Origin of the sequence: Curtobacterium flaccumfaciens, assembly GCF_004361695.1 — a bacterium.
Taxonomy (GTDB): Bacteria; Actinomycetota; Actinomycetes; order Actinomycetales; family Microbacteriaceae; genus Curtobacterium; species Curtobacterium flaccumfaciens_B.
This window is the reverse complement of the sequence record NZ_SNVW01000006.1, coordinates 177,533-198,827: the sequence shown is the minus strand read 5'-3', so window position 1 is coordinate 198,827 and position 21,295 is coordinate 177,533. Positions and strand designations below refer to the sequence as shown.

Genomic DNA, 21,295 nt, shown 5'->3' with positions numbered 1-21,295 from the left:
ATTGCATGTGGGGTGAATCATGACGGTGCTCGGCTCGCTCGCCCTCGTCGTCGCCCTGGTGGGCGTCATGCGCCGCGACCCGCGCTGGATCGCAGTCGCACTCGGTTTCGGCGCCGGGATCCCCGCTTCGGCCGGTGTGTCACTCGGCGGGTTCTCCGCGCCCGTCTTCACGTGCGTCGCACTCGTCGCGGGATGCGCATGGAGCCTGGACCGCACCCGGGTCGCGAACTCGGCGGCCGTGACACTGCTGGTCGCGTTCGTCGTCTGGAGCATCGCCGTCACGGGTCTCGGTCCGTGGGCGTTCCGCGGCATCCCGGTCCTGCTCCCGCGCCTCGGGATCGACCACCAGGTCGGCGCGGCGTCCCAGCTGGCGTACTCGATCAGCAATCTCGCTCAGGTCCTGTACCTCGTCGCCGCTCTGGCCGCGGTGCTCTTCCTCGTCCGCAGCGGTCTGGCCACCCGGGCGCTCTGGATCGCCGCCTGGACCGGGACGGCCCTCAGCGCCTTCCGAGGGGCACTCCGCGCCGTCGGCGTCGATGTGCTCAGTCCGGTGTTCGACACGCTGCAGATCTCCTACAGCTCGGCGGGGGACACCCGACTCCGCGGCGTGTTCTCCGAACCGAGCGAGCTCGCGGCCTTCTCACTCGCGGTCGCCGCGCTCGCGATCACCACGGCGTTGACGTCGACGGGTCGGCACCGCGCGGGGGCACTCGTGCTCGCCGGACTCGCCACGGTCGACCTGCTCGCGTCGGCCTCGGGGACCGCGGTGGCGGCGAGCGCCATCGTCGTCCTCGCGATGGTGGTGGTGCTCGTCCTGCGGTACGTCGGCACCGGCGGCCGAGGGACACCGTGGCTCGTCCTCGGCACCATCGGGGTCGCCGTCGCAGTCCTCGCCGCGGGTGACCGCCTGCTCGACCCGGTCCTGGGGATCATCGAGGCCAAGGTGGGCAGCCAGTCCTTCGACTCCCGCACGGCAGCGGACGCGATCGGACTCGGGGTGCTCCGGGACACACTCGGCTTCGGAGCGGGACTGGGCAGCAACCGGTCCTCGTCGTTCGCCGTCTCGTTGCTCGCAACCGTGGGACTCCCGGGCGTCATCCTGTTCGGCGCGGTCATCGCCGTGCTCGTGGTCGTGGCCTTCCGGAACCGTTCGACCGTTCCCGCGCTCGTCGGGCTGCTCGCCCTGCTCGTCGCGAAGAGCATCGCGACGCCCGACCTCTCCACGCCGCTGCTCTGGGTCTCGATGGCCGCGTGCGCTGTGGCCGTCGAACGTCGGCGCGGCTCGACTCCCTCGGCACCAGCACTCGTCGCCCGTCCGGCGCCGGGCCGGACCGGTCGACCGCTCACGGTCGGCCGCTAGTCTCGACCCGTGCGGTGGAGTCGAGTGAACTGGCCCTCGGTGGGCTACGTGTCCCTCGAGGACTTCGAGGGGCACTCGGAACACCTCACCCGCCTGCTCGAGGACGCTCCCCCGTGGGTCGCCGCGCTCGCGACCGTCCGGTGGACCGACTCACGTATCGCAACCTGGCGCGTCGAGGCCAGCCGGCGCCACGCCTCGGAGCCGAGTGACGACACCGCCGCGCTCCCCGACCACGGCGAACCCGACCCGGTTGTCCTGCACGCGCAGGTCACGGTCCGGAACGACGAGGTGCTCGACACACCGGAGGGCCTCTGGCGCCGCTGGAACCACGCGCGGGTCACCCTGCGCTTCGCCGACGCGGTGCTCGAGCCGGCGACGCTCGACCCCGATGCCCTGCTCGCCGGCGATGCCCACGTGCTCCGCGGTGAGGTCGAGCACGCCGGTCGCGACAGCTGGGAGCTCCGCCTGCTCGTCTCCCCCGTCGGTGAGGTCGCGATCCGCTTCACGGACGTCAGCGTCGAGGTCCGGAGCATCGACGAAGCCGTCTTCACAGCACTCGACGCCCGACCACCCCGCGGCTGGCACGGCCCCGTCCCGGACGGCTGGGTCGAGTGGGCGGACGAGGTCGTCCGCGCCGCCGCGTACGGCGACCTGGGCGGCCTGCACCTGGCGGACGACGCCAGTGACGTCGACGACCTCGACCCGCGCTGGGGGTTCGCCCCGCTGCACGCCGCGGCCTGGTTCGACCGCCCCGAGATGCTCGAGGAGCTCCTCCACCGAGGGGCATCGATCGAGCTCCCGGACAGCGAGGGGCGGACGCCGCTGACGCTGGCGGTCGACCGCGATGCGCGCCGTGCCCTCGCGGTCCTGGTCGCCGCGGGCGCGGACCTGGAGGCACGGGACAGCGACGGCAACACCCCGATCGTCCGTGCTGCGTGGGGTGGCCACGCGGCGATCGTGCGGTCACTCGCCGAAGCAGGTGCGGACACCAGGGCGCTCGGGTCACGCGGGGCGACGCTGCTGATCGCGGCCGTGGACTCCGGCGACGTCGAGACGGTCCGGGTGGCGCTGTCGCTCGACGTCGACCGCCAGGCAGTGGACGACGAGGCGTCGACCGCCGTCGACCGGGCCGAGCTGCTCCGTGACGGCGCCATCGCGGAGCTGCTGGCCATCACGCTCCGCCGGTAGTGCTGACACATCAGATTCCACCATGTCGGCGTCGTAGCGTTCCCGGCATGAACAAACAGCGCATCCTGACCACCGCCATCGGAACCGCCGTCGTCGCCGCCGCCACGCTCGGCGCCACCACGCCGGCCATGGCCGCGGCGACCGCTCCGGCAGCCACCACGAGCGCGGCGGCCTCGAGCAGCACGGCCGCCGACGGCTGCGGCTTCGTCATCACCCGCAGCGTCTCCGAGAACGCCGACGGTTCGTTCACGGTCGCCGGCACCGCCAAGGCCGGCAACCGCATCGAGGGCCGCATCGAGGGCACCGTCGTCGCACGCACCGTCGCCACCAACGGGTCGTACACGTTCACCGTGCCGGCGACCGCCGCCGGGCAGCTCCTCGAGACGTTCAGCATCCTCGGCTCGCAGTCGGTCTCGACGAGCGACCGTCTGCTGTCGCAGGAGCAGAACGGCGCGCGGGTCTCGTCGATCGTCTCGCTCGGTGGCGACCGGTGGCGGATCTCGGTCGTCTCGCCGGGTGCCGCGACGGTGGTCGCCACGCCGACCGGTGACGACTCGATCATCCTCGACGAGGACCGCAAGCGCCCGATCGAGAACCCGACGTCCGAGTTCACGCTCGACGTCACGGCAAAGGCCGGGTCGTCGATCACGCTGTGGAGCGAGGTCAAGTTCGAGTACATCAGCACCGACTTCGTGGTGCAGGCCCGCTGATGCGCGGCGTCTCGAAGGCCCGCACCGCCGTGGTCACCACGACCGTCGGAGTCGGGGTCGCCCTCGCTGCCCTGACGGCCGTGCCCGCCACCGCGGCTCCCGCCGGTGCGACGAGCTCCTCGCCCGCCAGCACCGTGCCGGCGCCCGAGGTCCAGCTCGTTTCGCAGCACGGGCTGGTGTTCCAGATCGACGGACTCGTCCGTCCGGGTGACCGCGTGCTGGCCTACGCCGGCGCGTACCCGGTCGGTGAGGGCATCGCGAAGCCGAACGGCGAGTTCGCGATCGTGCTGCACAAGTCCTACGCCAACGCGAAGCTCGAGCTCGTCACCCGCAGCGGGTCGGCGACCTCGGTGCGCGTCCCGATCACGATGCCGGGGCTCGATCAGCCGCCGGCGCCGTGGAACACCACCTCGGAGCGCACCGAGCAGGGCACGTGGGCCGTCTCCGGCAACACGGTGCTCGGCGGCCTCGACGTGCGGGCGCTCGACAAGAACGACCGCGTCGTGGCCTCCACGAAGTCGCGGGCGGACGGGTCGTTCACGCTCGACGCCCCGGGCAAGAGTGGCGACGCACTGTTCGTGTTCGCGATCGTCGAGACGGTGGGCACCGAGCAGGCGAAGGTCGTCCTCGGCGCCGACGGCTGACTACCGGCCACGTCGATGCCGTGACGCAGCGCGACGGACAGGAGGCGTGCCTCCCGTCCGTCGCGCTGTCCGCGTCGTGACCGGACCTACAGGGCGTTCGCCTTCGCGACGCCGCCGTACCACTGCGCAGACGGCTTCGCCGTGCGCTCGAACGTCACCGGGTCCCACGAGACGAGCCCGAAGGTCGGCCGGAACCCCGACGCCCACTCGTAGTTGTCGAGCAGGGACCAGTGCTGGTAGCCGAGGACCTCGATGCCGTCCTCGATGCACCGGTGGATGCCCTCGAGGGCGCCCTGCGTGTACGCCTGCCGACGGGTGTCGTCGGCGGTCGCGATGCCGTTCTCGGTGATCATCAGCGGCACGTGGCCGGACAGCTCCCACGCGCTGCGGAGCCCGTCGGCCGAGGCCTCCGGGTAGAACTCCCAGCCGGTCAGGGTCGTCTCGACGTCGTCCGCGACGGGCAGCGGCCCGTTCGGCCCGATGAAGGTGCGGGTGTACGCCTGGACGCCGAGGAAGTCGTCGCCGGCGGCGTTCTCGAGGTACCAGTCGTCGCGCGGGTAGCCGTACTCGCGGAGCATCTCGTCCGCACCCGGCTCACCGGTGGACTTGAAGGCCTGGGTCGCGACGGTCCACCCGGACTGGAGGCCCGACACCTGTGACAGGACGTCTCGCGACCGCTTGTGGCTGGCCAGCAGAGCGTCGGCGACTCCCAGGTCCGGGTTCGGCAGGCCGTAGGCCACCAGGTTCGCCGCGTCCTCGCCGCCCGCGAGCATCGCCGCGATGTTCGGCTCGTTGATCGTGCACACGTAGCGGACGCCGTCCTGCACGACGGGGAGCGCGGCCTCGGTGTAGCGGGCGAACAGGTCCGCAGCGTCGGGCGCACGCCAGAAGCCGTCGCGTTCGAACCAGCGCGGCACGGTGAAGTGCATGAGGGTGACGATCGGCTCGAGGCCGAACTCGTGGCACGTCTCGACCATGCGCCGGTAGTGGTCGACCTCGGCGCGGCTGACGAACCCGCGCTCGGGCTCGATGCGGGCCCACTCGATGCTGAAGCGGTACGAGTTGAGGCCGAGGTCGGCGGCGATGCGGATGTCCTCGCGGTACCGGTGGTAGCTGTCCGCCGCGTCGCCCGAGGGTTCGACGATGGTGGTGTCCGGCTCGTGCTCGTGCACCCACCAGTTCGAGTTGACGTTGTTGCCCTCGATCTGGTGGGCGGCGGTGGCGGCACCCCAGAGGAAGCCGTCGGGGAACTGCAGTGTGCTGATGATGGTGCCTTTCAGTGGGCAGAGAGGAACGTGTCGAAGACCTCGACCGTCCCCTGCGGGTTCTCGACCTGGGGGCCGTGGTAGCTCTCCGGGATGACCTCGTACGCGGCCCCGGTGCGCTCGGCCATCTCGCGCTGCCACGGGATCGGCCAGGCGCCGTCCCACTCGCCGTGCGTGACCAGGACCGGCAGGCCGGTGGCGCGGAGTTCGTCGGAGGCGTCGGTGTGGTCCTCGAGGATGTGCGCGCCGGCGATGACGCTGAGCGGGCTCGTCGCGTCGAAGCGGTCGCGGACCATCCGGACGTCGTCGGGGAGCTCCTCGTCGGGCCGGTACGCCCAGAGCGGGTTGGTCGAGTCGAACAGCTGCCGGTTGTTGCCGCCGGTGTCGCGCATGATCGTCAGCTCGGTGACCTTGCGGTACGGCCAGCCGTACGGCCCGGAGCAGAACTGCACGACGTCGCGGAACGCCGACGGGTCCTGGATCGCTGCGGCGCGCACGATCACGCCGCCGAGCGAGTGCCCGATGAGGTGCACGGGGGCGCCGTCGTCGAGCAGCCGGGCGACCCGGACGACGTCCGCTGCCTCGTCGTCGAGCGAGTAGTCGCGGGGCTCCGTCGGCGCTGCCGAGTCGGCCTGGCCGCGGCGGCTGATCGCGACCGCGGTCCACCCGGCGTCGCGGAGGACGGGCAGGAAGGTCCGCCAGTCCTCCTTCGAACCGGTGTAGCCGGGGACGATGAGCACCGTGCCCTTCGATGGACCGGTCGGGACGACGCGGTACGCGGTGAGCCGGCCGATCGGCAGGTCGACGCCGACGACGTCGACGCCGTCAGGGGTGGGCAGGTGCCCGAACGGCGGGACCGTCGGGAAGTCGTGCAGGGTGGTCATGGTCGTCCTTCCACGAGCGCCCGCCGCGGGTTCGGCACCGCGTCGAGCAGGTCGATCGTGTACGAGTCCTGCGGGTTCTGCAGCACCTCGGCCGTGCGGCCCCGTTCCACCACGGCGCCGTCGTGCAGCACCATGATGTCGTCGGTGATGAGTCGGGCACTCAGCAGGTCGTGCGTGATGTAGAGGAGCGAGACGCCCCACTGCTCGCGCAGGTCCTCGAGGAGGGCGAGCACGCCGGCACGCAGGGTCACGTCGAGCATCGAGACGGGCTCGTCGGCGATGATCACCTGCGGGTCGGACGCGAGCGCGCGGGCGATGACGACGCGCTGCCGCTGCCCGCCGGACAGCTGGTGCGGGAGCTTCTGCGCGAACTGCTCCACCGGGGTGAGGCCCACGGTGTCGAGGAGTTCGAGGACCCGACGACGAGCGTCCCGCCCCTTCAGGCCGGTGTAGTTCACGACCGGCCGCGTCAGCGTGTACTCGACCGTGTGCAGCGGGTTGAGCGCGGCGTACGGGTCCTGGAAGACCATCTGCACCTCGGACCGGAGGTCGCGGAGACCGCGCCGGCCGAGTCGCGCCACGTCGAGGTCGCCGAAGCGGACGGTTCCCGAGGTCGGCTTCTCGACGCCGGTGAGCATCTTCGCGATGGTCGACTTGCCCGACCCGGACTGCCCGACGAGGGCGAGGGACTGCCCGGGCTCGAGGGTGAACGACACGTCGCGCACCGCACGGACCGGGTCCTCACCGCGGCGCGGCGGGGCGTAGGTCTTCACCAGATCGGACACCACGATCGGGTTCTTCGCCGCGGAACGCTCGCGCGATCCGACGGTGCTGAAGGACGAGGTGGTCTCCTGCCGCTTCGCACCCGACGCCGCTCGCGCCGACCGGTCCGGGAAGCCCGGCAGGCTCACCACCTCGGCGCGCGGGTCGGCGTAGTGCGACAGCAGCATCTGCGTGTACTCGTCCTGCGGGTCGCGCAGGATCGACTTCGAGTCGTTGTCCTCGACGATGCGTCCCTCGTGCATGACGAGGACGCGCTCGGTGGCCTCGAGCACGATGCCGAGGTCGTGGCTGATGAGGACCGCGGTGAACCCCTCGGTCCGCTGCAGCTCGATGATCGTGTCCATCACCGCGTGCTGGACGAGGACGTCGAGCGCAGTCGTCGGCTCGTCGAAGACCATGAGGCGCGGCTCGAGCGAGAGCGCCAGGGCGATCGACACGCGCTGCCGCATGCCACCGGAGAGCTCCCCCGGGTAGCGCGCCAGCATCGACGCGGGGAGCTTCACCTTGCCGATGAGCTCCTTCATCCGGGCGTCCCAGCGATCGCGCGACACGTGGCCGTGCGCCTTGAAGATGTCGATGAAGTGGTTCCGGATGGTCCGCACCGGGTTGAGCGCGTTCATGCCGGACTGCAGCACCATCGCGAAGCCACCCTGGCGCTGCTGGCGCAGCGCCTCGTCGTCGAGGTCACGGATGTCGTGCCCGGCGAAGACGATGTTGCCGCCGTTGGTGCGCGCCGGCGGCTTCTGCAGCCGGGTGAGCGCGTAGCCGAGGGTCGACTTGCCCGAGCCGGACTCGCCGACCAGGCCGACGAACTCGCCCTTCCGCAGGCTGAACGACACGTGGTCGACGGCCTGGACGGCCTCCTGGCCGGCGGATTCGTAGACGACCGACAGGTTGCGGACGTCGAGCAGGACGTCGTCCGTTCCGTTCGTGGCATCGGACGGGAGGCGCGTGGCGGCGCCGTCCCGCGCCTCCAGGCCGTCTGCTGGTTGCGGTGCACGCGACCCGCTCATGCGGTCTTCTCCTTCTTCCGGCGCGCGCCCTCGCGCAGCCGCGGGTTGGACACGGCGTCGACGCCGAAGTTGATCAGGGTCAGGCTCATCGCGAGGAGGGCGATGCAGAGGCCCGGTGCGAACAGCAGGATCCACTGACCGGTGAGCAGCGCGTTGGAGTTCTGCGCCCAGTAGAGGATCGTGCCCCAGCTGACGATCGACGAGTCGCCGAGCCCGAGGAACTCGAGGCCCGCCTCGGCGAGGATCGCGCTCGTGGCCGCACCGAAGAACGAGCCCACGATGAGCGACGTCATGTTCGGCAGGATCTCGCGGAACACGATGCGGGTCGCGCCCTCACCGGAGAACTGCGCGGCGGTGACGAAGTCCCGACCACGGAGCGACTGCGTCTGGCTGCGCAGGACGCGAGCGCCCCACGCCCAGCCGGTCACGACGATGACCGCGATGATCACCGCGATGCCGCCGTTCTGCAGGTACGCCGCGATGACGATCATGAGCGGCAGGCCCGGGATCACGAGGAAGAGGTTCACGATGAACCCGATGACCTCGGCGATCCAGCCGCGGACGTACCCCCAGCTGAGGCCGATCGCGACGGCCACGAGCGTGGACAGGATGCCCGCGACCGCGCCGACCATGACCGAGATGCGGGCGCCGTAGATGATCTGGGACAGGACGTCCTCGCCGGCGGCGGTGGTGCCCATCCAGTGCGCGGCGGTCGCGTCGGCGGACCGGGCGAAGCCGTTCTGGCTGGCACCGTACGGGGCCAGGAGCGGGGCGAAGATCGCGACGAGCACGAAGACGCCGAGGATGATGATGCCGATCCGGGCCTTCGAGTTCGACCAGACGACGCCGAACTGGCGGCCGGCTGACTTGAGCTTGGACGGAGCCCGGTGCTCGTCGTTCTGGTTCTGTTGCGTGTCCTGGGTCCGCACGGCGACGGTTGCGTTGTTGGTCATCGGCGCGTCCTCGGGTGGTGGTTGTGGGCGGAGCACGCCGCCCATCGCGAGTTGCGGATCATCGTCGTGTCCTCGGGTCCAGGACGCCGTAGAGGACGTCCACGATGAAGTTGGCGATGAGCACCGACACGGTGATCATCAGGAAGAGGGCCTGCATGAGCGGGTAGTCCTGGCCGATCACGGCGTTGAACAGCAGGTAGCCGATGCCCGGGTAGCCGAACACCTGCTCGACGAGCACCGAGCCGCCGACCACGCCACCGAGCGCCAGCCCGAAGCCGGTCAGGTTCGGCAGGATCGCGTTGCGGGCCGCGTACCGGATCGCCACGGTGCGTCCGCGGAGACCGTTCGCCTCGGCGAAGGTCACGTAGTCGTCGCCGAGCGTGTTGATCATCGCGTTGCGCATGCCGATGATCCAGCCGCCGAGGCTCGTCACCAGGATCGTGACCGCCGGCAGCACCGCGTGCTGCAGGGCGTCGCCGATGAACGCGCCGCTCAGACCGGGTGTCGTCGTGGCCGAGTAGGCGCCCGTCGTCGGGAACCAGTGCAGCACGTAGCCGAGGAAGAACAGCAGGAGCAGCGCCGTCCAGAAGTACGGGAACGTCGACATGAAGCTCCCCGACAGCGTCGGCAGCGAGTCGAGCCAGGTGCCGCGCTTCCACGCTGCGCCGACACCGATGAGGGTGCCGAGCACGAAGGCGATGATCGTGACCAGGCCGACGAGGATCAGCGTGTACGGCAGCGCCCGGGCGACGAGGTCACCGACCGGCTGCGGGTAGAACGTGTAGCTCGTCCCGAAGTCCAGCGTGATGACCTGGTGGAGGTAGCTGACGTACTGGTCCCAGAGGTTGCCGCTCGGCACGCCGAGCTGCGCCTCGATGGCTCTCTTGGTGGCGTCGGTGACCGGGCCGTTCTGGCTGAGCTTCGCCAGGGCGGCGTCGGTCGGGCTGCCCGGCATGAGGCGCGGGAGCACGAAGTTCAGCGTGACCGCGGCCCAGAGGGTCAGGACGAAGAGGACGAGTTTCTGGAGGATGTACTTCACTTGGCTTCGTCCTGTTCCTTCAGGATCTTCTGACCGGCGGCGCTGTCCCGCAGCCGCAGCTTGGAGAAGATGAGCAGCGGAGCCGAGTCGTAGTTCTGCGGTGCCATGTACGGGTCCTCCGCGCTGGGCCAGCCGACGAACTTGCTGGTGTTGAACAGTCCCCAGAGGCCGCCGTAGTACATCCCGATCACGGGCAGGTCGTTGTAGACGACCTCCTGGAGCTGGTCGAGGATCTCCTGCTGCTCCGCCGGGTCCGTGGTGGCCTTGTACTCGTCGAGCAGCTTCTGCGTGTCGGCGTTCTTGTACCGCTCGTAGTTGTTCACCGTCGACTTGCCGACCGGCTGGTAGAAGTCGGAGCTCAGCAGGGAGTTGAACGCCTGGTAGACGTCGCCGTTGCCCATGCCGCCCATCGCCATGTCGAACGTGCCGTTGTTGATGGCCTGCTGGTAGCCGGCGGGCTGCGGTGCGCTGATCGTGACCTTGACGCCGATGGCGGTGAGGTCGCGACGGACCTCCTGCGCGGCGCGGAGCCAGTCGGAGTAGCCGTTCGCCGTGGTGATCGTGATCTCGAGCTGCTTGCCGTCCTTGACGATCTTGCCGCCCTGCTCGACCCAGCCGGACTTCGCGAAGCTCGCCTTCGCGGCGGCGACGTCCTGCGTGATCACGCCCTTGTCGGCGATGTCCGGGTTCACGTACTGCTCCTGGTTCGGCAGGATCAGCCCGGTCTGCGCCGCGGCCTTGAGGTTGCCCTCGGTCGCGGTCTCGGCGATGTCGTCACGGTCGAGCGCGAGCGAGATGCCCCGGCGGACGTTGATGTCGTTGTACGGCGCCTTCGTGAGGTTCGGGATGAGGCCGATCACACCGCCCGGCGGGAACCAGTACGTGTTCGTCTTCGATGCAGCACCCCAGGTGCCCTTCACGTCGGAGATGAAGGAGTACGCCCAGTCGTAGCCGCGCGTGACGGTGTCGAGCTGCGTGTTCGTCGCCGGCAGGATGAGGTGCTTGATGGCGATCTTGTCGGCCTGCCAGTACCGCTTGTTCTTGTCCATCGAGTACTGCTGGTCGGTGTAGTTGCCGAGCACGAACGGGCCGGTGCCCACCGGGTTCGGGTCGCGCCACGTGGTCGGGTCCTTGACCTTGCCCCAGTGCTGCTCGCCGAGGATGTACGTCTGCCCGATGATCGTCAGGCTCGGGACGTCCTCGCTCTTGAGGTGGAAGACGACGTGGTCGCCCCGCTGCTCGATCGTGTCGATGTGCTGCCAGGCGCCCTTGACGTCCATGGCGGGGAACTTCTTCAGCAGGTCGAAGGTGAAGACGACGTCCTTCGCGCTGAACGCGTCGCCGTTCGACCACTCGACGCCGCTGCGGATCGTCATGTCGATCGTCTTGGCGTCGGGCTGCGACCAGGAGCTCGCGAGCCACGGGTTGCGCTTGCCGTCGAGGGGGTTCACCTCGATGAGGGGCTCGTACATCCACTTCGACGCCGTGCGGGCGTTCGCGATGTACGGGTTGAAGTTGCGGTCGAACAGCGGGTTGCCGTGGTCCGCGTTGATGAGCATCGTGTCCTTGCCGATGCTCGGGTCCGGCTGGGAACGGACCTGGATGCTGCAGCCGGTGGCCACGAGGGCCACGACCGCCATGCCGGCGATGGCCGCGATGATGCGGCTGCGCCGACCGCGGCGGGTGGCCGGGGTGCGTGGGTCAAGCTGCCCGCGCGCGCGCTGTGGGGGAAGCGTCATTGCTCGGTCGACCTCCGTGTCGAGTGGGTACCGAGACAATGTATGCGCTTACATCGCGTTCTGCAAGCGGGTGCGCGGTCGCGGCGTTTGTTTGCGGGGGCGGCACGTGGGGAGGGGGCACGACGTGCCGCTCACGTTCGCCGAGATCGCACGAAGAGCCGGAGGCCGGGTGCGAGAGCGACACATTGTGCGATCTCGACAGGCGGGCGGCGCGCGGCGGTGCGGGCGTGCGGGGCGGGGCAGGCGTTCGGGCGCGGGCGGCGCGGGCGGCGCGGGCGGCGCGGGCGGGGCGGGCGGCGGGGTCAGAGGGACGGGGGGCAGCTCTCGCGGAGCAGGACCTCGACGGGCAGACGCATCGCGCGCGGAGCGCCCTCGCGCCGCTCGAGCCGGTCGACGATCGCCCGGACCGCCGCGCGCCCGAGCTCTCCCATCGGCTGGTGCACGGTCGTCAGCGGGGGCGCCGAGAACCGACCGGCGTCGATGCCGTCGAAGCCGGTGACGACGAGGTCCTCCGGCACGCGCACCCCGCGAGCCCCGGCGGCGTCGAGCACCCCGAGCGCGGACTGGTCGTTCGAGCAGACGATCGCCCGCGGGACCTCGGCGCCGTCGAGCAGCTGCGCGGCGAGCTCGCGCGCCCGCACCCGACCGAAGTCACCGTGCACGACCCGCACGGACGCGGGCGGCACCCCGTGGTCGTCGAGCGCCTGCCGGAACCCCGCAGACCGTTCCATGTCGTCGGGTGAGTCGATCGGCCCGGCCAGGTACACCAGCGATCGGATGCCGAGCCGCCCGATGACGTGGGCGCCGATGGTACGCATGCCGGCGGCGTTGTCGACGCTCACGGAGTCGAAGCCGTGCGAGCGCCGGTCGTCCGCGAGCACCACGACCGGGATGCGTCTGGCGACGTGCTCGAGCAGGTCGTCCGGCACCGTCTGCGCGAGGACGGCCAGGCCGTCGACCCGGCCCGCGACGTCGTTGACGATGACGTCGCGCGACGAGCCACGACCGGCGGCGACCATGAGCGCCAGGCCGCGCTGCCACGCCTCGGTCTCGGCGCCGCGCAGGACCTCGTCGAAGTACAGGTTGGACGAGAACGGCTGCGTCACGTGTCGGCGGTCGTCGACGACCCGGACGCCGCCGTCGGTGACGAGGTCCGGTCGTTCGTCGGGCACGACGTCGAACCCGGGCAGCAGGAGTCCGACCACGCCGGTGCGCTTGCCGGCAAGGGCGCGGGCATTGCCGGAGGGGACGTAGCCGAGGGTCCGGATCGCCGCTTGCACGCGGTCCCGCGTGCCCTCGCGGACGGCGCCCGGCGTGCGCAGCACGCGCGAGACCGTGGCGATCGACACGCCGGCCGCGGACGCGACGTCGTAGACCGTGGGAGGCGCCGTGCGCTGCTCGGCCAAGCCGTGCCTCCCGTCCGACGCCTGCGTGACGTCCACTGCCTCGTGCCGCGAGCCGGCGGCCGGACCATCCTAGGCAGGCGTCGGCGACGTCTTCTCCACAGGTCGTGGAAACCCCTTGCGTTCTGCGGATGAGCGGCGGGACACTGTCACGACCTCAGTACGTCCCGTGAGGAAGCGCACCGGCGGGCAGGAAGCCCGCGTCACCACGATGCCCACACACGCAGGGAAGGACAGTCCATGTCACAGTCGACACGTTCCGGGAGCAAGCTCTCCCAGAGGCAGAACACCGACGAGCAAGAGGTCAAGGACGCGCTGCTCGACCACTCCGACGGCAGCACGGCGTGGATCTTCGACCAGATCGACGCCGCCGAGGACGCCGCGAGACCGTAGGCCCGCGCCGCGGTCGGCTCGAGGCCTGCGCAGCGTTCGGCGTGACGTCCGAGCCGCGGCTCAGCGTTCGGTCGCGCCGACGATCGCCATGCCCGCTCCGCGGAGTCGGCGGCGCTCCTGCGCGATCCACGCGAGCAACCGGTCGTTCGTGCCCGCGACGTGCGCTGCGAGGAGTTCGGCAGCCCGGTCACCGTCGCCGTCCCGCACGGCGTCGATGATCGCGCTGTGCTCCTCCCACGCGGCGTCGCGGGCCTCTGGCGTGCGCACCTCGATCCACCGGGTGCGCTCGAGGCGTGTGAGCGCGTCGGCGATCGCGTCCGTGATGAACCGGTTGCCGCCGAGCGCTGCCAGGTCGAGGTGGAACGTCGAGCCCATCCGGATGCCGGCCTGCTGGTCGGGCGTCGGACGGAGGGTGTCGAGGTGCGCTCGGACCTCGGCGAGCTGGGCCTCAGACGCGCGGCCGACGGCGAGGCGTGCGGCGGCGGGTTCGAGCACGCCGCGGAGTTCGGCGAGCGAGGCGATCTCGTCGAGGTCGATCGGGGTGACCGTCCACGAGCGGCCCTCGTGCAGGATGAGCCCCTCGCGCTCGAGCCGCGAGAGCGCTGCGCGGACGGGCGTGCGCGACGCGTGGAAACGCGCCTCGAGCCCGCGTTCGGAGATCCGCTCGCCCGGGGCGATCTCGAGCGTCAGGATCGCGGACCGCAGGTTGTCGTAGAGCTGGCTGGTCTGCGACACGGGCGGTGCGTCGGTCGTCTCGCTCACGGCGCACCAGCCTAGTGGCGGTCGACGCGGAATGGTATACCGTTTTGGTATACCAATCAGTTCCGCGACGAAACGACTGCCTCGATGACCTCCACGGTGCCCCACACGACCTCGACTCCACCGATCTCCGGCAGGGCGTGGACGATGCTCGCGCTCGGGGTCGCCGCACAGGCCGCGGGCACGCTCGTCGTCTCGGCACCCGCGCTGCTCATCCCGTACCTGCACGCGCAGGGGACGTCGCTCACGCAGGCGGGGCTCCTCGCCGCGGCGCCGACGTTCGGCATGGTCCTGACGCTCATCGCCTGGGGCGCGATCACGGACCGCTTCGGCGAGCGCATCGTCATCGCCGGCGGACTCGTGCTCACCACCCTCGCGGTCCTCGCCGCGTGGGCAGCGGCGGGCGACCCCGTGCTGCTCGGGCTCGCGTTCCTGGCGGGTGGCATGACGAGCGCCTCGACGAACGCCGCGAGCGGGCGGGTCGTGGTCGGCTGGTTCCCGAAGGAGCGCCGCGGCCTGGCGATGGGGATCCGGCAGATGTCGCAGCCACTCGGGGTGACGCTCGCCGCGGTCACGGTGCCGCAGCTCGCCGAGGTGTCCGGCATCCGAGCCGCGCTGGTCCTGCCGATCGTCCTCTGCGCGGTGCTGGCGGTGTGCTGCGCGATCGGCATCGCCAACCCGCCGCGTCCGGCTCGATCGGCCGCACCGACCGCGGTCACCGACAACCCCTACCGTTCGAACGGCTTCCTGTGGCGGGTGCACGCCGTGTCGATCCTGCTCGTCGTCCCGCAGTTCACGCTGTCGACCTACGGGCTGGTGTGGCTCGTCGGACTCGGGTGGTCGACGCCGGCCGCTGGCCTGCTCGTCGGGGCGTCGCAGTTCGTCGGGGCGATCGGGCGGATCCTCGTGGGGGTCTGGAGCGACCGCGCGGGCTCCCGGGTGGGACCGTTGCGGATCGTCGCGCTGAGCGCCGCCGTGGTGATGGGCCTGCTGGCGCTCGTCGACGTGACGCACCTCGCCGGAGCCGCGGTGTTCCTGGTCATCGCGACGAGCGTGACGGTCGCCGACAACGGCCTGGCGTACACGTCGGTGGCCGAGGCAGCGGGGCCGTTCTGGTCGGGCCGGGCGCTCGGGGCGCAGAACACCGGGCAGTTCATCGCGGCGAGCGCCGTCGGCCCGGGCATCGGCGCGCTGGTGGGAGCGCTCGGGTTCGCCGCGTCGTTCGGGATCGTGGCAGTGCTGCCCGTGCTGGCGCTGCCCCTGGTGCCACGCCGGGACCGCTCGCACGACTGACGATCGCGACGGCTCGCGCGGCTGACGACCACCCCGGCTCGCGCGACCGGCGATCGGCACGGCGTTGCAGCCCATCGCACGAGCGATGGGAGGCGGATCCGCGCATGGGGAGCCGGAAGGACCGACCTCCTATGCGCGGATCCGCCTCCCACGCGCGGAAGCGCCTGCCGCTAGCGCCTGCCGCCTGCCGCCTGCGCCCGCCCTGGGCTCAGGCCGGGACGGCGGGCCCCACCGGCCAGCGCAGCAGCGCCGCGGCTGCCGCACCGCCGGGCAACGACGCCGCGTTCACGAGGACGAGCTCGGCGTCGGTGAGGACCGCCGCGCGCACGAGAGCGCACACGGCCGGCACCGCACCGATCACGGGCGTCCCGGCAGCCTGCTCCGGCGCCGTCGCCACCCACGGGGCCCCGGCGAGCGCGAGCAGCGTCCGGTCCCCCACCGCGACGGAGTCGAGGGCGACGACGGCCCCCTGCGCCTGCTGCAGCGCCGCGACGACGGAGCCAAGTCCGGTCACGGCGAGGTTGTCGCCGCGCCCGACGTGGGTGCGGAGCAGGTCCTCGAGGTCGTGCCGACGCGTGGCGACGACGCGGGCGAGGGCGGTCTCGACGTGCTCCACGAACGCCTGCTTGGATCCGGCGTCCGCTCGCGGGTCGCCGGGGAACACCGACGTCAGGGCCTTCGCCTCGTTCGAGAGTGCCTTGACGAGGAGCTCACGCGCGGTGACGTCACCGGCGACGACCACGAGCCCGGGGCGGAGCGAGCGGACGGCCTCGTCGACCGCCGTGGCGACCTCCGACGAGTTCTGCTTCCAGATCTCCTCGGTGTGCTGCTGCCAGTGCGGCTGCTTCCACCCGGTGCCGGCCTTCGCGTAGTGCAGGGTGTCGTTCCGGCCCTGTACCTGCTGCTCGTCGTGCGTCACCGGTGCGTGGCCGAGACGGTAGACGCGGAGGGCACCACCCTCCTTGCCGGCGTGCACGACCAGGAACGGCAGATCGACCGGCCGGTGTGCAACGAGGGGGACGAGGTCGGGGACGGCACCGACGCCGACAGCCTCGGGCCCGTGCAGGTTGCCGGGCAGCACCTCGCTGAGCACGAGCGCACCGTCGTGCACGAGCACGTAGCGCGTGACGGGCGACGGGACGCCGGGTTCCTGTTCGAACTCGCCGGCGACGAGGTCCACGACGTCGTCGGTCGCGCCCTGTGCGCGGAGGGCTTCCTCGACGGCGCGCAGCTTCAGCGCTGCCTGTCGCCTCGGGTCCTCCACGTTGCCGGAGACGTCGGCGTAGGCCCATGCCCACGTGCCGTCGCCCTCCAGCCGCTGTCCCAGGATCTCGTGCAGTTCACTCGTCGCGTTGGTCGACGTCATGGCAGCTCCTCTCGGACGGTCGCCGGGGCTGTCACGGACCCCGACGTTTCGTGTGCGCCCACACTCCACCCGTCCGCGCGGCGGTGTCCGCGGCGCGGAGCGAACGCCCAGCGAGTCCGGACGCACACGAAGCCGCCCGGACGAGGTCGTGCTGCAGCGCCGTGGTCTCACGCATCGTCTGCCGAGCGCATTGCTCGGAGCGCCTCCCGGGGATATATTGGTATTCATGACGCGTAATATTACTTCGCAACGGCGCCTCATCGAGGTCGACGCCGCACGCGGGGTCGCCGTCATCATGGTCGTGGGCGCGCACGCCGTTCTCGGGCTCCTCGAATCCGGCGCGCTCCCTGAGGACCACGGATTGGTCACCGCGTACGAGATCACACACGTCCCGAGGGTCGCAGCGATCGCCTTCATCGCGGGCCTCTTCATCCCCGGGTCGCTCGCACGACGAGGCGCACTGCGACTCATCCGTGAACGAGCGGTCCTCTTCGGATGGCTCTACGTGGTCTGGTGGACCATTCAGAGCGCGGTCGGCCTCGCCACGGATCCGCTCCGGAACACCCCGACGACCCTCGCCTCCCTGGCCATCTGGACCCCGCCTGCTCAGCTGTACTTCCTCCCCGCCCTCTGGGTCGGAACCGTCCTCACGGTCGCAGTGCTCGTCGCGCCGCGCCACTTCGCGCGACGGAGTCGTCACGGCCACCGAGCCGTCGTCGGCTGGACGGCCGCCGGGCTCGCCCTGCTGGCCGCGCTCGCGATCGTCACCTGGGGCTGGGTCCCGCCGGTGCTGGGTGCTCAGTACCTTGCCCTCTCGTTCTTCGTGGCCGTCGGCGCGGTCCTCGGGCTGCCCGGCGCGCGACACGTCCTCCGACTCCCGACACCGGCGTGGGCCGGCCTCGGACTGGTCACTGGTGCAGTGGCCGTGTGGTGCGGGACCATCGGGATCGTCGGCCCGACCGACCGTTCCTCACTTCCGTTCGACCTCCGGGTGGTCAGTCTCGTCGCGACCTGTGCGGGCGTGCTCGCGCTCTGTGCCGGCGCCGTCCTGCTCGCACGGATCCCGCGGGTCGGCGACCTGCTCGCGTGGATCGGGCGACGGACCGTGGTCGTGTTCACCGCGCACATCGTCGTCGTCGCGGGGACCCGGATCACACTGCAGGCGCTCGGTGTGCAGCCGGAGGCCGTGTTCGTCGCAGCCTGGGTACTCGGGGTGGTCGTTCCGCTCGTGCTCGCGTCGGTCGCGCCACGGATCGGCCTCGGCTGGCTGTTCGCCCCGCCCCGATGGGCGACGTCCCGAGTGGTCGCGAACTGATCACGCGCCCCGACGCTCACGTCGGACACGGCGGAACGCCCGCCGTCGCCCCCACGCCCGCACGCCCGCACCACGAACCGCCGGTGGCCGTCCCGTTCCCGGGCAGCCACCGGCAGCAGGTCAGGAGTACACGACCGTGCCGGACCACGTTGCCGTGCACGCCGGGTCCCACCCCGAGGTGTCGAAGACGAAACGCGCCTGCCCCTGGACCCCGTGGCCGGCGGGGAGTGCGTTCGTCCAGCGGTTCGACCGAGGGTCGATGGTGTGCCAGTGGCCGTCCTGCACCATCGCGTCGGCAGACGACCACCACTCGTTCGACACCATCTGCCCGCGGCCGTCGAGCGACGCCTGCAGGGTCCGGGTGCTGATGTTCGCCTTGCTCCCGCCGGACTGGCCGTTGTGCTTGGTGATCCGGTACCGGGACGGCGAGAACGAGTACGCGTTCCGGTTGTCCGACGTGTACGCGAGCTCACCGACGAAGTTCCCGCTTGAGCAGGAGGCGATGCGGTCCGTCGGGGCGGGGCCGACCGATCCACCGATGTCGCCGATGGGGCCGGCAGCGGCCGGGGCTGCCGCGAGGAGCACCGTCGCCGTGACCGCGGTGAGCGCGAGGGCAGCGGTTCGTACGGATGAGAAGAGCATCATTGCCTTTCGATATGTGGAACTTCACCGTACCGTCACGGTGCCGTGACGAAACTGCACCACCGCTCGGTTTTGTGGTTGGGTGAGTGCAACCCCGCTCGACGACGAACCGAGGTGCAGGCAATGACGCCATCGACCCCACGACGACCACTCACGAGACGACAGCTGTTCGGATTCGGGATCGGAGCGGCCGCCACCGGCCTGCTCGCCGGATGCGCGGTCCCCGGCTCGACGAACGTGAACAAGGCGGCGGTCATCCCCGCCGCCGCGAGCGGCCAGAAGGTCACCCTGACCTACTGGGCCTGGCTCAAGGACCTGCAGAAGGTCTGCGACGTCTGGAACGCCTCGCACCCCGACATCCAGGTGAACGCGAACTGGATCCCCGGCGGCAACAGCGGCGGCTACCAGAAGATGTACTCCGCGCTGGCGGCCGGCGGTGGCCCCGACATCGGGCAGGTCGAGCTCCGGCAGATCCCGGAGTTCATGCTCGCGAACGGCCTGGTCGACCTCGCCCGCTACGGCGCTAAGGACTGGCAGGCGAAGTACGACGACGCAGCGTGGGCGCAGGTCTCGTTCGTCGACGGCGTCTACGGCATCCCGCAGGACACCGGCCCGATGGGCTTCTACTACCAGACGGCACTGCTCGAGCAGGCCGGTGGCGAACCGCCCGCGACGTGGGACGAGTGGCGCGAGCTCGCCGACAAGGTTCGGAAGACCGGGCCGCAGAACTACCTCGAGGTGTTCCCCGTCGCGGACGCCTCGCCGTTCGCCGCGTACGCCCAGCAGGCCGGCGCCCGCTGGTTCAAGGTCGACGGTGACGAGTGGGTCGTGGACATGACCGACGACAAGACCATGATGGTCGCGGAGTTCTTCGACGGCGTGATCGACGACAAGCTCGTCGACACCAGCGCCGGCGCGTACTCCCCCGGCTGGTACGCCTCGGCGGCGAGCGGCAAGATCGCGGCCGTCACGAGCGCGAGCTGGGGTGACGCCCTCATCGAGTCGGTGCAGGGCGGCGAGGGCAAGTGGAAGGTCGCGCCGATGCAGAAGTGGGGCGACACGGGCTTCGGGTCGAGTGCGATCGGCGGGTCGACGGCCGCGGTGCTCGCGAACTCGCAGCACCCGAAGGAGGCGCTCGAGTTCATCACCTGGATGACCACCTCGAAGGCGGGCATCGACGCGATGATCAAGTACTGCGGCATCGGGTGGTCTCCGGCGAAGGACTACATCGGCAAGCAGCGCGAGCAGCCGTCGAAGTGGTTCTCCGGCCAGAACTACAACGAGGACGTCTTCGTCCCCGCTGCGAAGGAGCAGAACATCGACTGGTCGTGGTCGCCGGTGACGCAGTCGGCGTTCACGAGCCTGCAGAACCAGTTCCGGCGCAAGCTCACGAGCGGTCTGAAGCTCACCGACGCGGTGGAGCTCGCCCAGAAGGAGATCGTCCAGTCCTTCAAGGACAAGGGCCTCAGCGTCAGGACGGCACGATGAGCCAGCAGACGAGCACGACCAGCACGAAGCCCGGGTTCCGCACGAGCACGAAGGCCACGGTCGCGCAGAAGCGTGCGCCGTGGATGCTCCTCGCCCCGTTCCTGGCCCTGTTCGTGCTGACGTTCATCATCCCGATCATCAGCGCCCTGTTCCAGTCGTTCACGACCGTGGACCGGAAGGGGCTGTTCGGCGAGGACGGGGTCACCGGCCGGTTCGCCGGCTTCGACAACTACATCACCGCGCTCAACGACACCGGCTTCGTCGCCTCGATCGGCCGGATGCTGCTCTTCGGTGTCGTGCAGGTCCCGGTGATGATCATCGCGTGCACGATCCTCGCGCTGCTCCTCGAGTCGGCGAGCGCCCGCTGGCCGGGCTTCTTCCGTGCGGTCTACTTCATGCCGTACGGCGTCCCCGGGGTCATCGCGACGATCCTCTGGTCGTTCCTGTACGTGCCGGGGCTGTCGCCGATCGTGTCGATGCTGCAGGCGATCGGGTTGCAGCCGGACTTCCTCGGCGCGAACAGCGTGCTGTGGTCGATCGCGAACATCGTCACGTGGACCTACACCGGCTACAACATGCTCATCATCGTGGCGCAGCTGAAGTCGATCCCCGGCGAGGTCTACGAGGCCGCGAAGGTGGACGGCGCGAACGCGTTCCAGGTCGCGTGGCGGATCCAGATCCCGCTCATCGCGCCGGCCCTGGTGCTCACGACGGTCTTCTCGATCATCGGCACGCTGCAGCTCTTCGCGGAGCCGCAGATCCTGTCCACGGTGGCCCCCGCCATCGACTCCGAGTACACGCCGAACTACGCCGCCTACACGAACGCGTTCGCGTTCAACGAGTACGGCGTCGCGAGCGCGCAGGCCGTCATCATCGCGCTGGCCGCGTTCATCCTGTCGTTCGCGTTCCTCGCGTTGACGAACCGTCCGCCGAAGGACGAACGGGACAACCGCAAGCGGGCGAGGCGAGACGGCCTGGAGGCGCAGCGCGCGCTCCGGACGCGCGTGTCCGCCCGACAGGTGGTCACCACCCAAGCCGCACCGGGCCTCCAGGGCCCG

At 70.6% G+C, this 21,295-nt stretch carries 18 protein-coding genes and 1 pseudogene; 9 read left to right on the top strand and 10 right to left on the bottom strand.

Translation table 11 applies throughout. From position 1 onward, the window contains the following. The first annotated feature begins 19 nt into the window (after positions 1–19). Genes EDF64_RS10865 through EDF64_RS10850 form a run of 4 tightly spaced genes read left to right on the top strand, consistent with a single transcriptional unit; the run spans position 20 to position 3,902 of the window. Complete coding sequence (locus EDF64_RS10865; RefSeq protein ID WP_133519994.1) at positions 20–1,360, top strand: hypothetical protein; 1,341 nt, start codon at positions 20–22, stop codon at positions 1,358–1,360. Between the two features lie 9 nt (positions 1,361–1,369). Then, positions 1,370–2,548: an ankyrin repeat domain-containing protein gene (locus tag EDF64_RS10860; protein ID WP_133519993.1), complete on the top strand. Its 1,179-nt coding sequence runs from the start codon at positions 1,370–1,372 to the stop codon at positions 2,546–2,548. A gap of 47 nt (positions 2,549–2,595) precedes the next feature. Then, entirely contained in the window at positions 2,596–3,258 is a 663-nt protein-coding gene (locus EDF64_RS10855; protein WP_133519992.1) for a hypothetical protein, read from the top strand. After that, positions 3,258–3,902 carry a hypothetical protein gene (locus EDF64_RS10850; protein WP_133519991.1) on the top strand — a complete coding sequence of 215 codons (645 nt, stop codon included), beginning with the start codon at positions 3,258–3,260 and terminating at the stop codon, positions 3,900–3,902. The genes EDF64_RS10855 and EDF64_RS10850 overlap by 1 nt, the downstream gene beginning before the upstream one ends. 86 nt (positions 3,903–3,988) lie before the next feature. On the opposite strand, the gene EDF64_RS10845 is transcribed toward EDF64_RS10850, so the two are convergent. The 7 genes from EDF64_RS10845 to EDF64_RS10810 form a co-directional block, all read right to left on the bottom strand. Continuing rightward, entirely contained in the window at positions 3,989–5,170 is a 1,182-nt protein-coding gene (locus EDF64_RS10845; protein WP_133520025.1) for a family 1 glycosylhydrolase, read from the bottom strand. A gap of 8 nt (positions 5,171–5,178) precedes the next feature. After that, the gene (locus EDF64_RS10840) at positions 5,179–6,051 is read right to left on the bottom strand and encodes an alpha/beta fold hydrolase (RefSeq protein ID WP_133519990.1); all 873 of its coding nucleotides are present in this window, start codon (positions 6,049–6,051) and stop codon (positions 5,179–5,181) included. Then, positions 6,048–7,847, bottom strand: coding sequence for an ABC transporter ATP-binding protein (locus tag EDF64_RS10835; RefSeq protein WP_243736343.1), 1,800 nt, complete (start codon positions 7,845–7,847; stop codon positions 6,048–6,050). Before EDF64_RS10835 ends, EDF64_RS10840 begins: the two co-directional genes overlap by 4 nt. Then, positions 7,844–8,800, bottom strand: coding sequence for an ABC transporter permease (locus EDF64_RS10830; RefSeq protein ID WP_243736342.1), 957 nt, complete (start codon positions 8,798–8,800; stop codon positions 7,844–7,846). The genes EDF64_RS10835 and EDF64_RS10830 overlap by 4 nt, the downstream gene beginning before the upstream one ends. 58 nt (positions 8,801–8,858) lie before the next feature. Continuing rightward, positions 8,859–9,839, bottom strand: a complete 981-nt coding sequence (locus tag EDF64_RS10825) for an ABC transporter permease (RefSeq protein ID WP_133519989.1) — start codon at positions 9,837–9,839, stop codon at positions 8,859–8,861. Next, the gene (locus EDF64_RS10820; RefSeq protein WP_243736341.1) at positions 9,836–11,578 is read right to left on the bottom strand and encodes an ABC transporter substrate-binding protein; all 1,743 of its coding nucleotides are present in this window, start codon (positions 11,576–11,578) and stop codon (positions 9,836–9,838) included. The genes EDF64_RS10825 and EDF64_RS10820 overlap by 4 nt, the downstream gene beginning before the upstream one ends. Before the next feature lie 302 nt (positions 11,579–11,880). Continuing rightward, complete coding sequence (locus EDF64_RS10810; protein ID WP_166645692.1) at positions 11,881–12,984, bottom strand: LacI family DNA-binding transcriptional regulator; 1,104 nt, start codon at positions 12,982–12,984, stop codon at positions 11,881–11,883. A 237-nt stretch (positions 12,985–13,221) separates the two neighbouring features. Here EDF64_RS10810 and EDF64_RS18220 point away from each other — a divergent pair, with 237 nt between their 5' ends. Then, positions 13,222–13,374 carry a hypothetical protein gene (locus EDF64_RS18220; RefSeq protein WP_166645691.1) on the top strand — a complete coding sequence of 51 codons (153 nt, stop codon included), beginning with the start codon at positions 13,222–13,224 and terminating at the stop codon, positions 13,372–13,374. A 60-nt stretch (positions 13,375–13,434) separates the two neighbouring features. Here the strand turns inward: EDF64_RS18220 and EDF64_RS10805 are convergent, their stop codons facing one another. After that, positions 13,435–14,136, bottom strand: a complete 702-nt coding sequence (locus EDF64_RS10805; RefSeq protein ID WP_208108884.1) for a GntR family transcriptional regulator — start codon at positions 14,134–14,136, stop codon at positions 13,435–13,437. A gap of 84 nt (positions 14,137–14,220) precedes the next feature. Between EDF64_RS10805 and EDF64_RS10800 the strand changes: the two genes are divergently transcribed. Next, positions 14,221–15,426 (top strand): MFS transporter, encoded by a 1,206-nt coding sequence (locus EDF64_RS10800; protein ID WP_133519987.1) that lies wholly within the window; start codon positions 14,221–14,223, stop codon positions 15,424–15,426. Positions 15,427–15,634: 208 nt separating this feature from the next. On the opposite strand, the gene EDF64_RS10795 is transcribed toward EDF64_RS10800, so the two are convergent. Then, positions 15,635–16,792: a Vms1/Ankzf1 family peptidyl-tRNA hydrolase gene (locus EDF64_RS10795; protein ID WP_133519986.1), complete on the bottom strand. Its 1,158-nt coding sequence runs from the start codon at positions 16,790–16,792 to the stop codon at positions 15,635–15,637. 226 nt (positions 16,793–17,018) lie between these two features. On the opposite strand from EDF64_RS10795, the gene EDF64_RS10790 reads away from it, so the two are divergent. Beyond that, positions 17,019–18,107 carry an acyltransferase family protein gene (locus tag EDF64_RS10790; protein ID WP_347813185.1) on the top strand — a complete coding sequence of 363 codons (1,089 nt, stop codon included), beginning with the start codon at positions 17,019–17,021 and terminating at the stop codon, positions 18,105–18,107. Positions 18,108–18,227: 120 nt separating this feature from the next. Here EDF64_RS10790 and EDF64_RS10785 read toward each other — a convergent pair whose 3' ends face one another. Continuing rightward, positions 18,228–18,752, bottom strand: a complete 525-nt coding sequence (locus EDF64_RS10785; RefSeq protein WP_133519984.1) for a hypothetical protein — start codon at positions 18,750–18,752, stop codon at positions 18,228–18,230. Between the two features lie 120 nt (positions 18,753–18,872). Between EDF64_RS10785 and EDF64_RS10780 the strand changes: the two genes are divergently transcribed. Then, positions 18,873–20,237, top strand: a complete 1,365-nt coding sequence (locus tag EDF64_RS10780) for an ABC transporter substrate-binding protein (RefSeq protein WP_133519983.1) — start codon at positions 18,873–18,875, stop codon at positions 20,235–20,237. An 83-nt stretch (positions 20,238–20,320) separates the two neighbouring features. Further along, positions 20,321–21,163 (top strand): annotated as a pseudogene (locus EDF64_RS10775) (carbohydrate ABC transporter permease); the annotation flags it as partial. Positions 21,164–21,295: the final 132 nt, after the last annotated feature.

Excerpts from the sequence above, each read along its gene's own strand:
- EDF64_RS10865 (WP_133519994.1), top strand. The coding sequence starts at position 20 with ATGACGGTGCTCGGCTCGCTCGCCCTCGTCGTCGCCCTGGTGGGCGTC.
- EDF64_RS10855 (WP_133519992.1), top strand. The coding sequence starts at position 2,596 with ATGAACAAACAGCGCATCCTGACCACCGCCATCGGAACCGCCGTCGTC.
- EDF64_RS10850 (WP_133519991.1), top strand. The coding sequence starts at position 3,258 with ATGCGCGGCGTCTCGAAGGCCCGCACCGCCGTGGTCACCACGACCGTC.
- EDF64_RS10840 (WP_133519990.1), bottom strand. The coding sequence starts at position 6,051 with ATGACCACCCTGCACGACTTCCCGACGGTCCCGCCGTTCGGGCACCTG.
- EDF64_RS10835 (WP_243736343.1), bottom strand. The coding sequence starts at position 7,847 with ATGAGCGGGTCGCGTGCACCGCAACCAGCAGACGGCCTGGAGGCGCGG.
- EDF64_RS10830 (WP_243736342.1), bottom strand. The coding sequence starts at position 8,800 with ATGACCAACAACGCAACCGTCGCCGTGCGGACCCAGGACACGCAACAG.
- EDF64_RS10820 (WP_243736341.1), bottom strand. The coding sequence starts at position 11,578 with ATGACGCTTCCCCCACAGCGCGCGCGCGGGCAGCTTGACCCACGCACC.
- EDF64_RS18220 (WP_166645691.1), top strand. The coding sequence starts at position 13,222 with ATGTCACAGTCGACACGTTCCGGGAGCAAGCTCTCCCAGAGGCAGAAC.
- EDF64_RS10800 (WP_133519987.1), top strand. The coding sequence starts at position 14,221 with ATGACCTCCACGGTGCCCCACACGACCTCGACTCCACCGATCTCCGGC.
- EDF64_RS10795 (WP_133519986.1), bottom strand. The coding sequence starts at position 16,792 with ATGACGTCGACCAACGCGACGAGTGAACTGCACGAGATCCTGGGACAG.
- EDF64_RS10790 (WP_347813185.1), top strand. The coding sequence starts at position 17,019 with ATGACGCGTAATATTACTTCGCAACGGCGCCTCATCGAGGTCGACGCC.
- EDF64_RS10785 (WP_133519984.1), bottom strand. The coding sequence starts at position 18,752 with ATGATGCTCTTCTCATCCGTACGAACCGCTGCCCTCGCGCTCACCGCG.
- EDF64_RS10780 (WP_133519983.1), top strand. The coding sequence starts at position 18,873 with ATGACGCCATCGACCCCACGACGACCACTCACGAGACGACAGCTGTTC.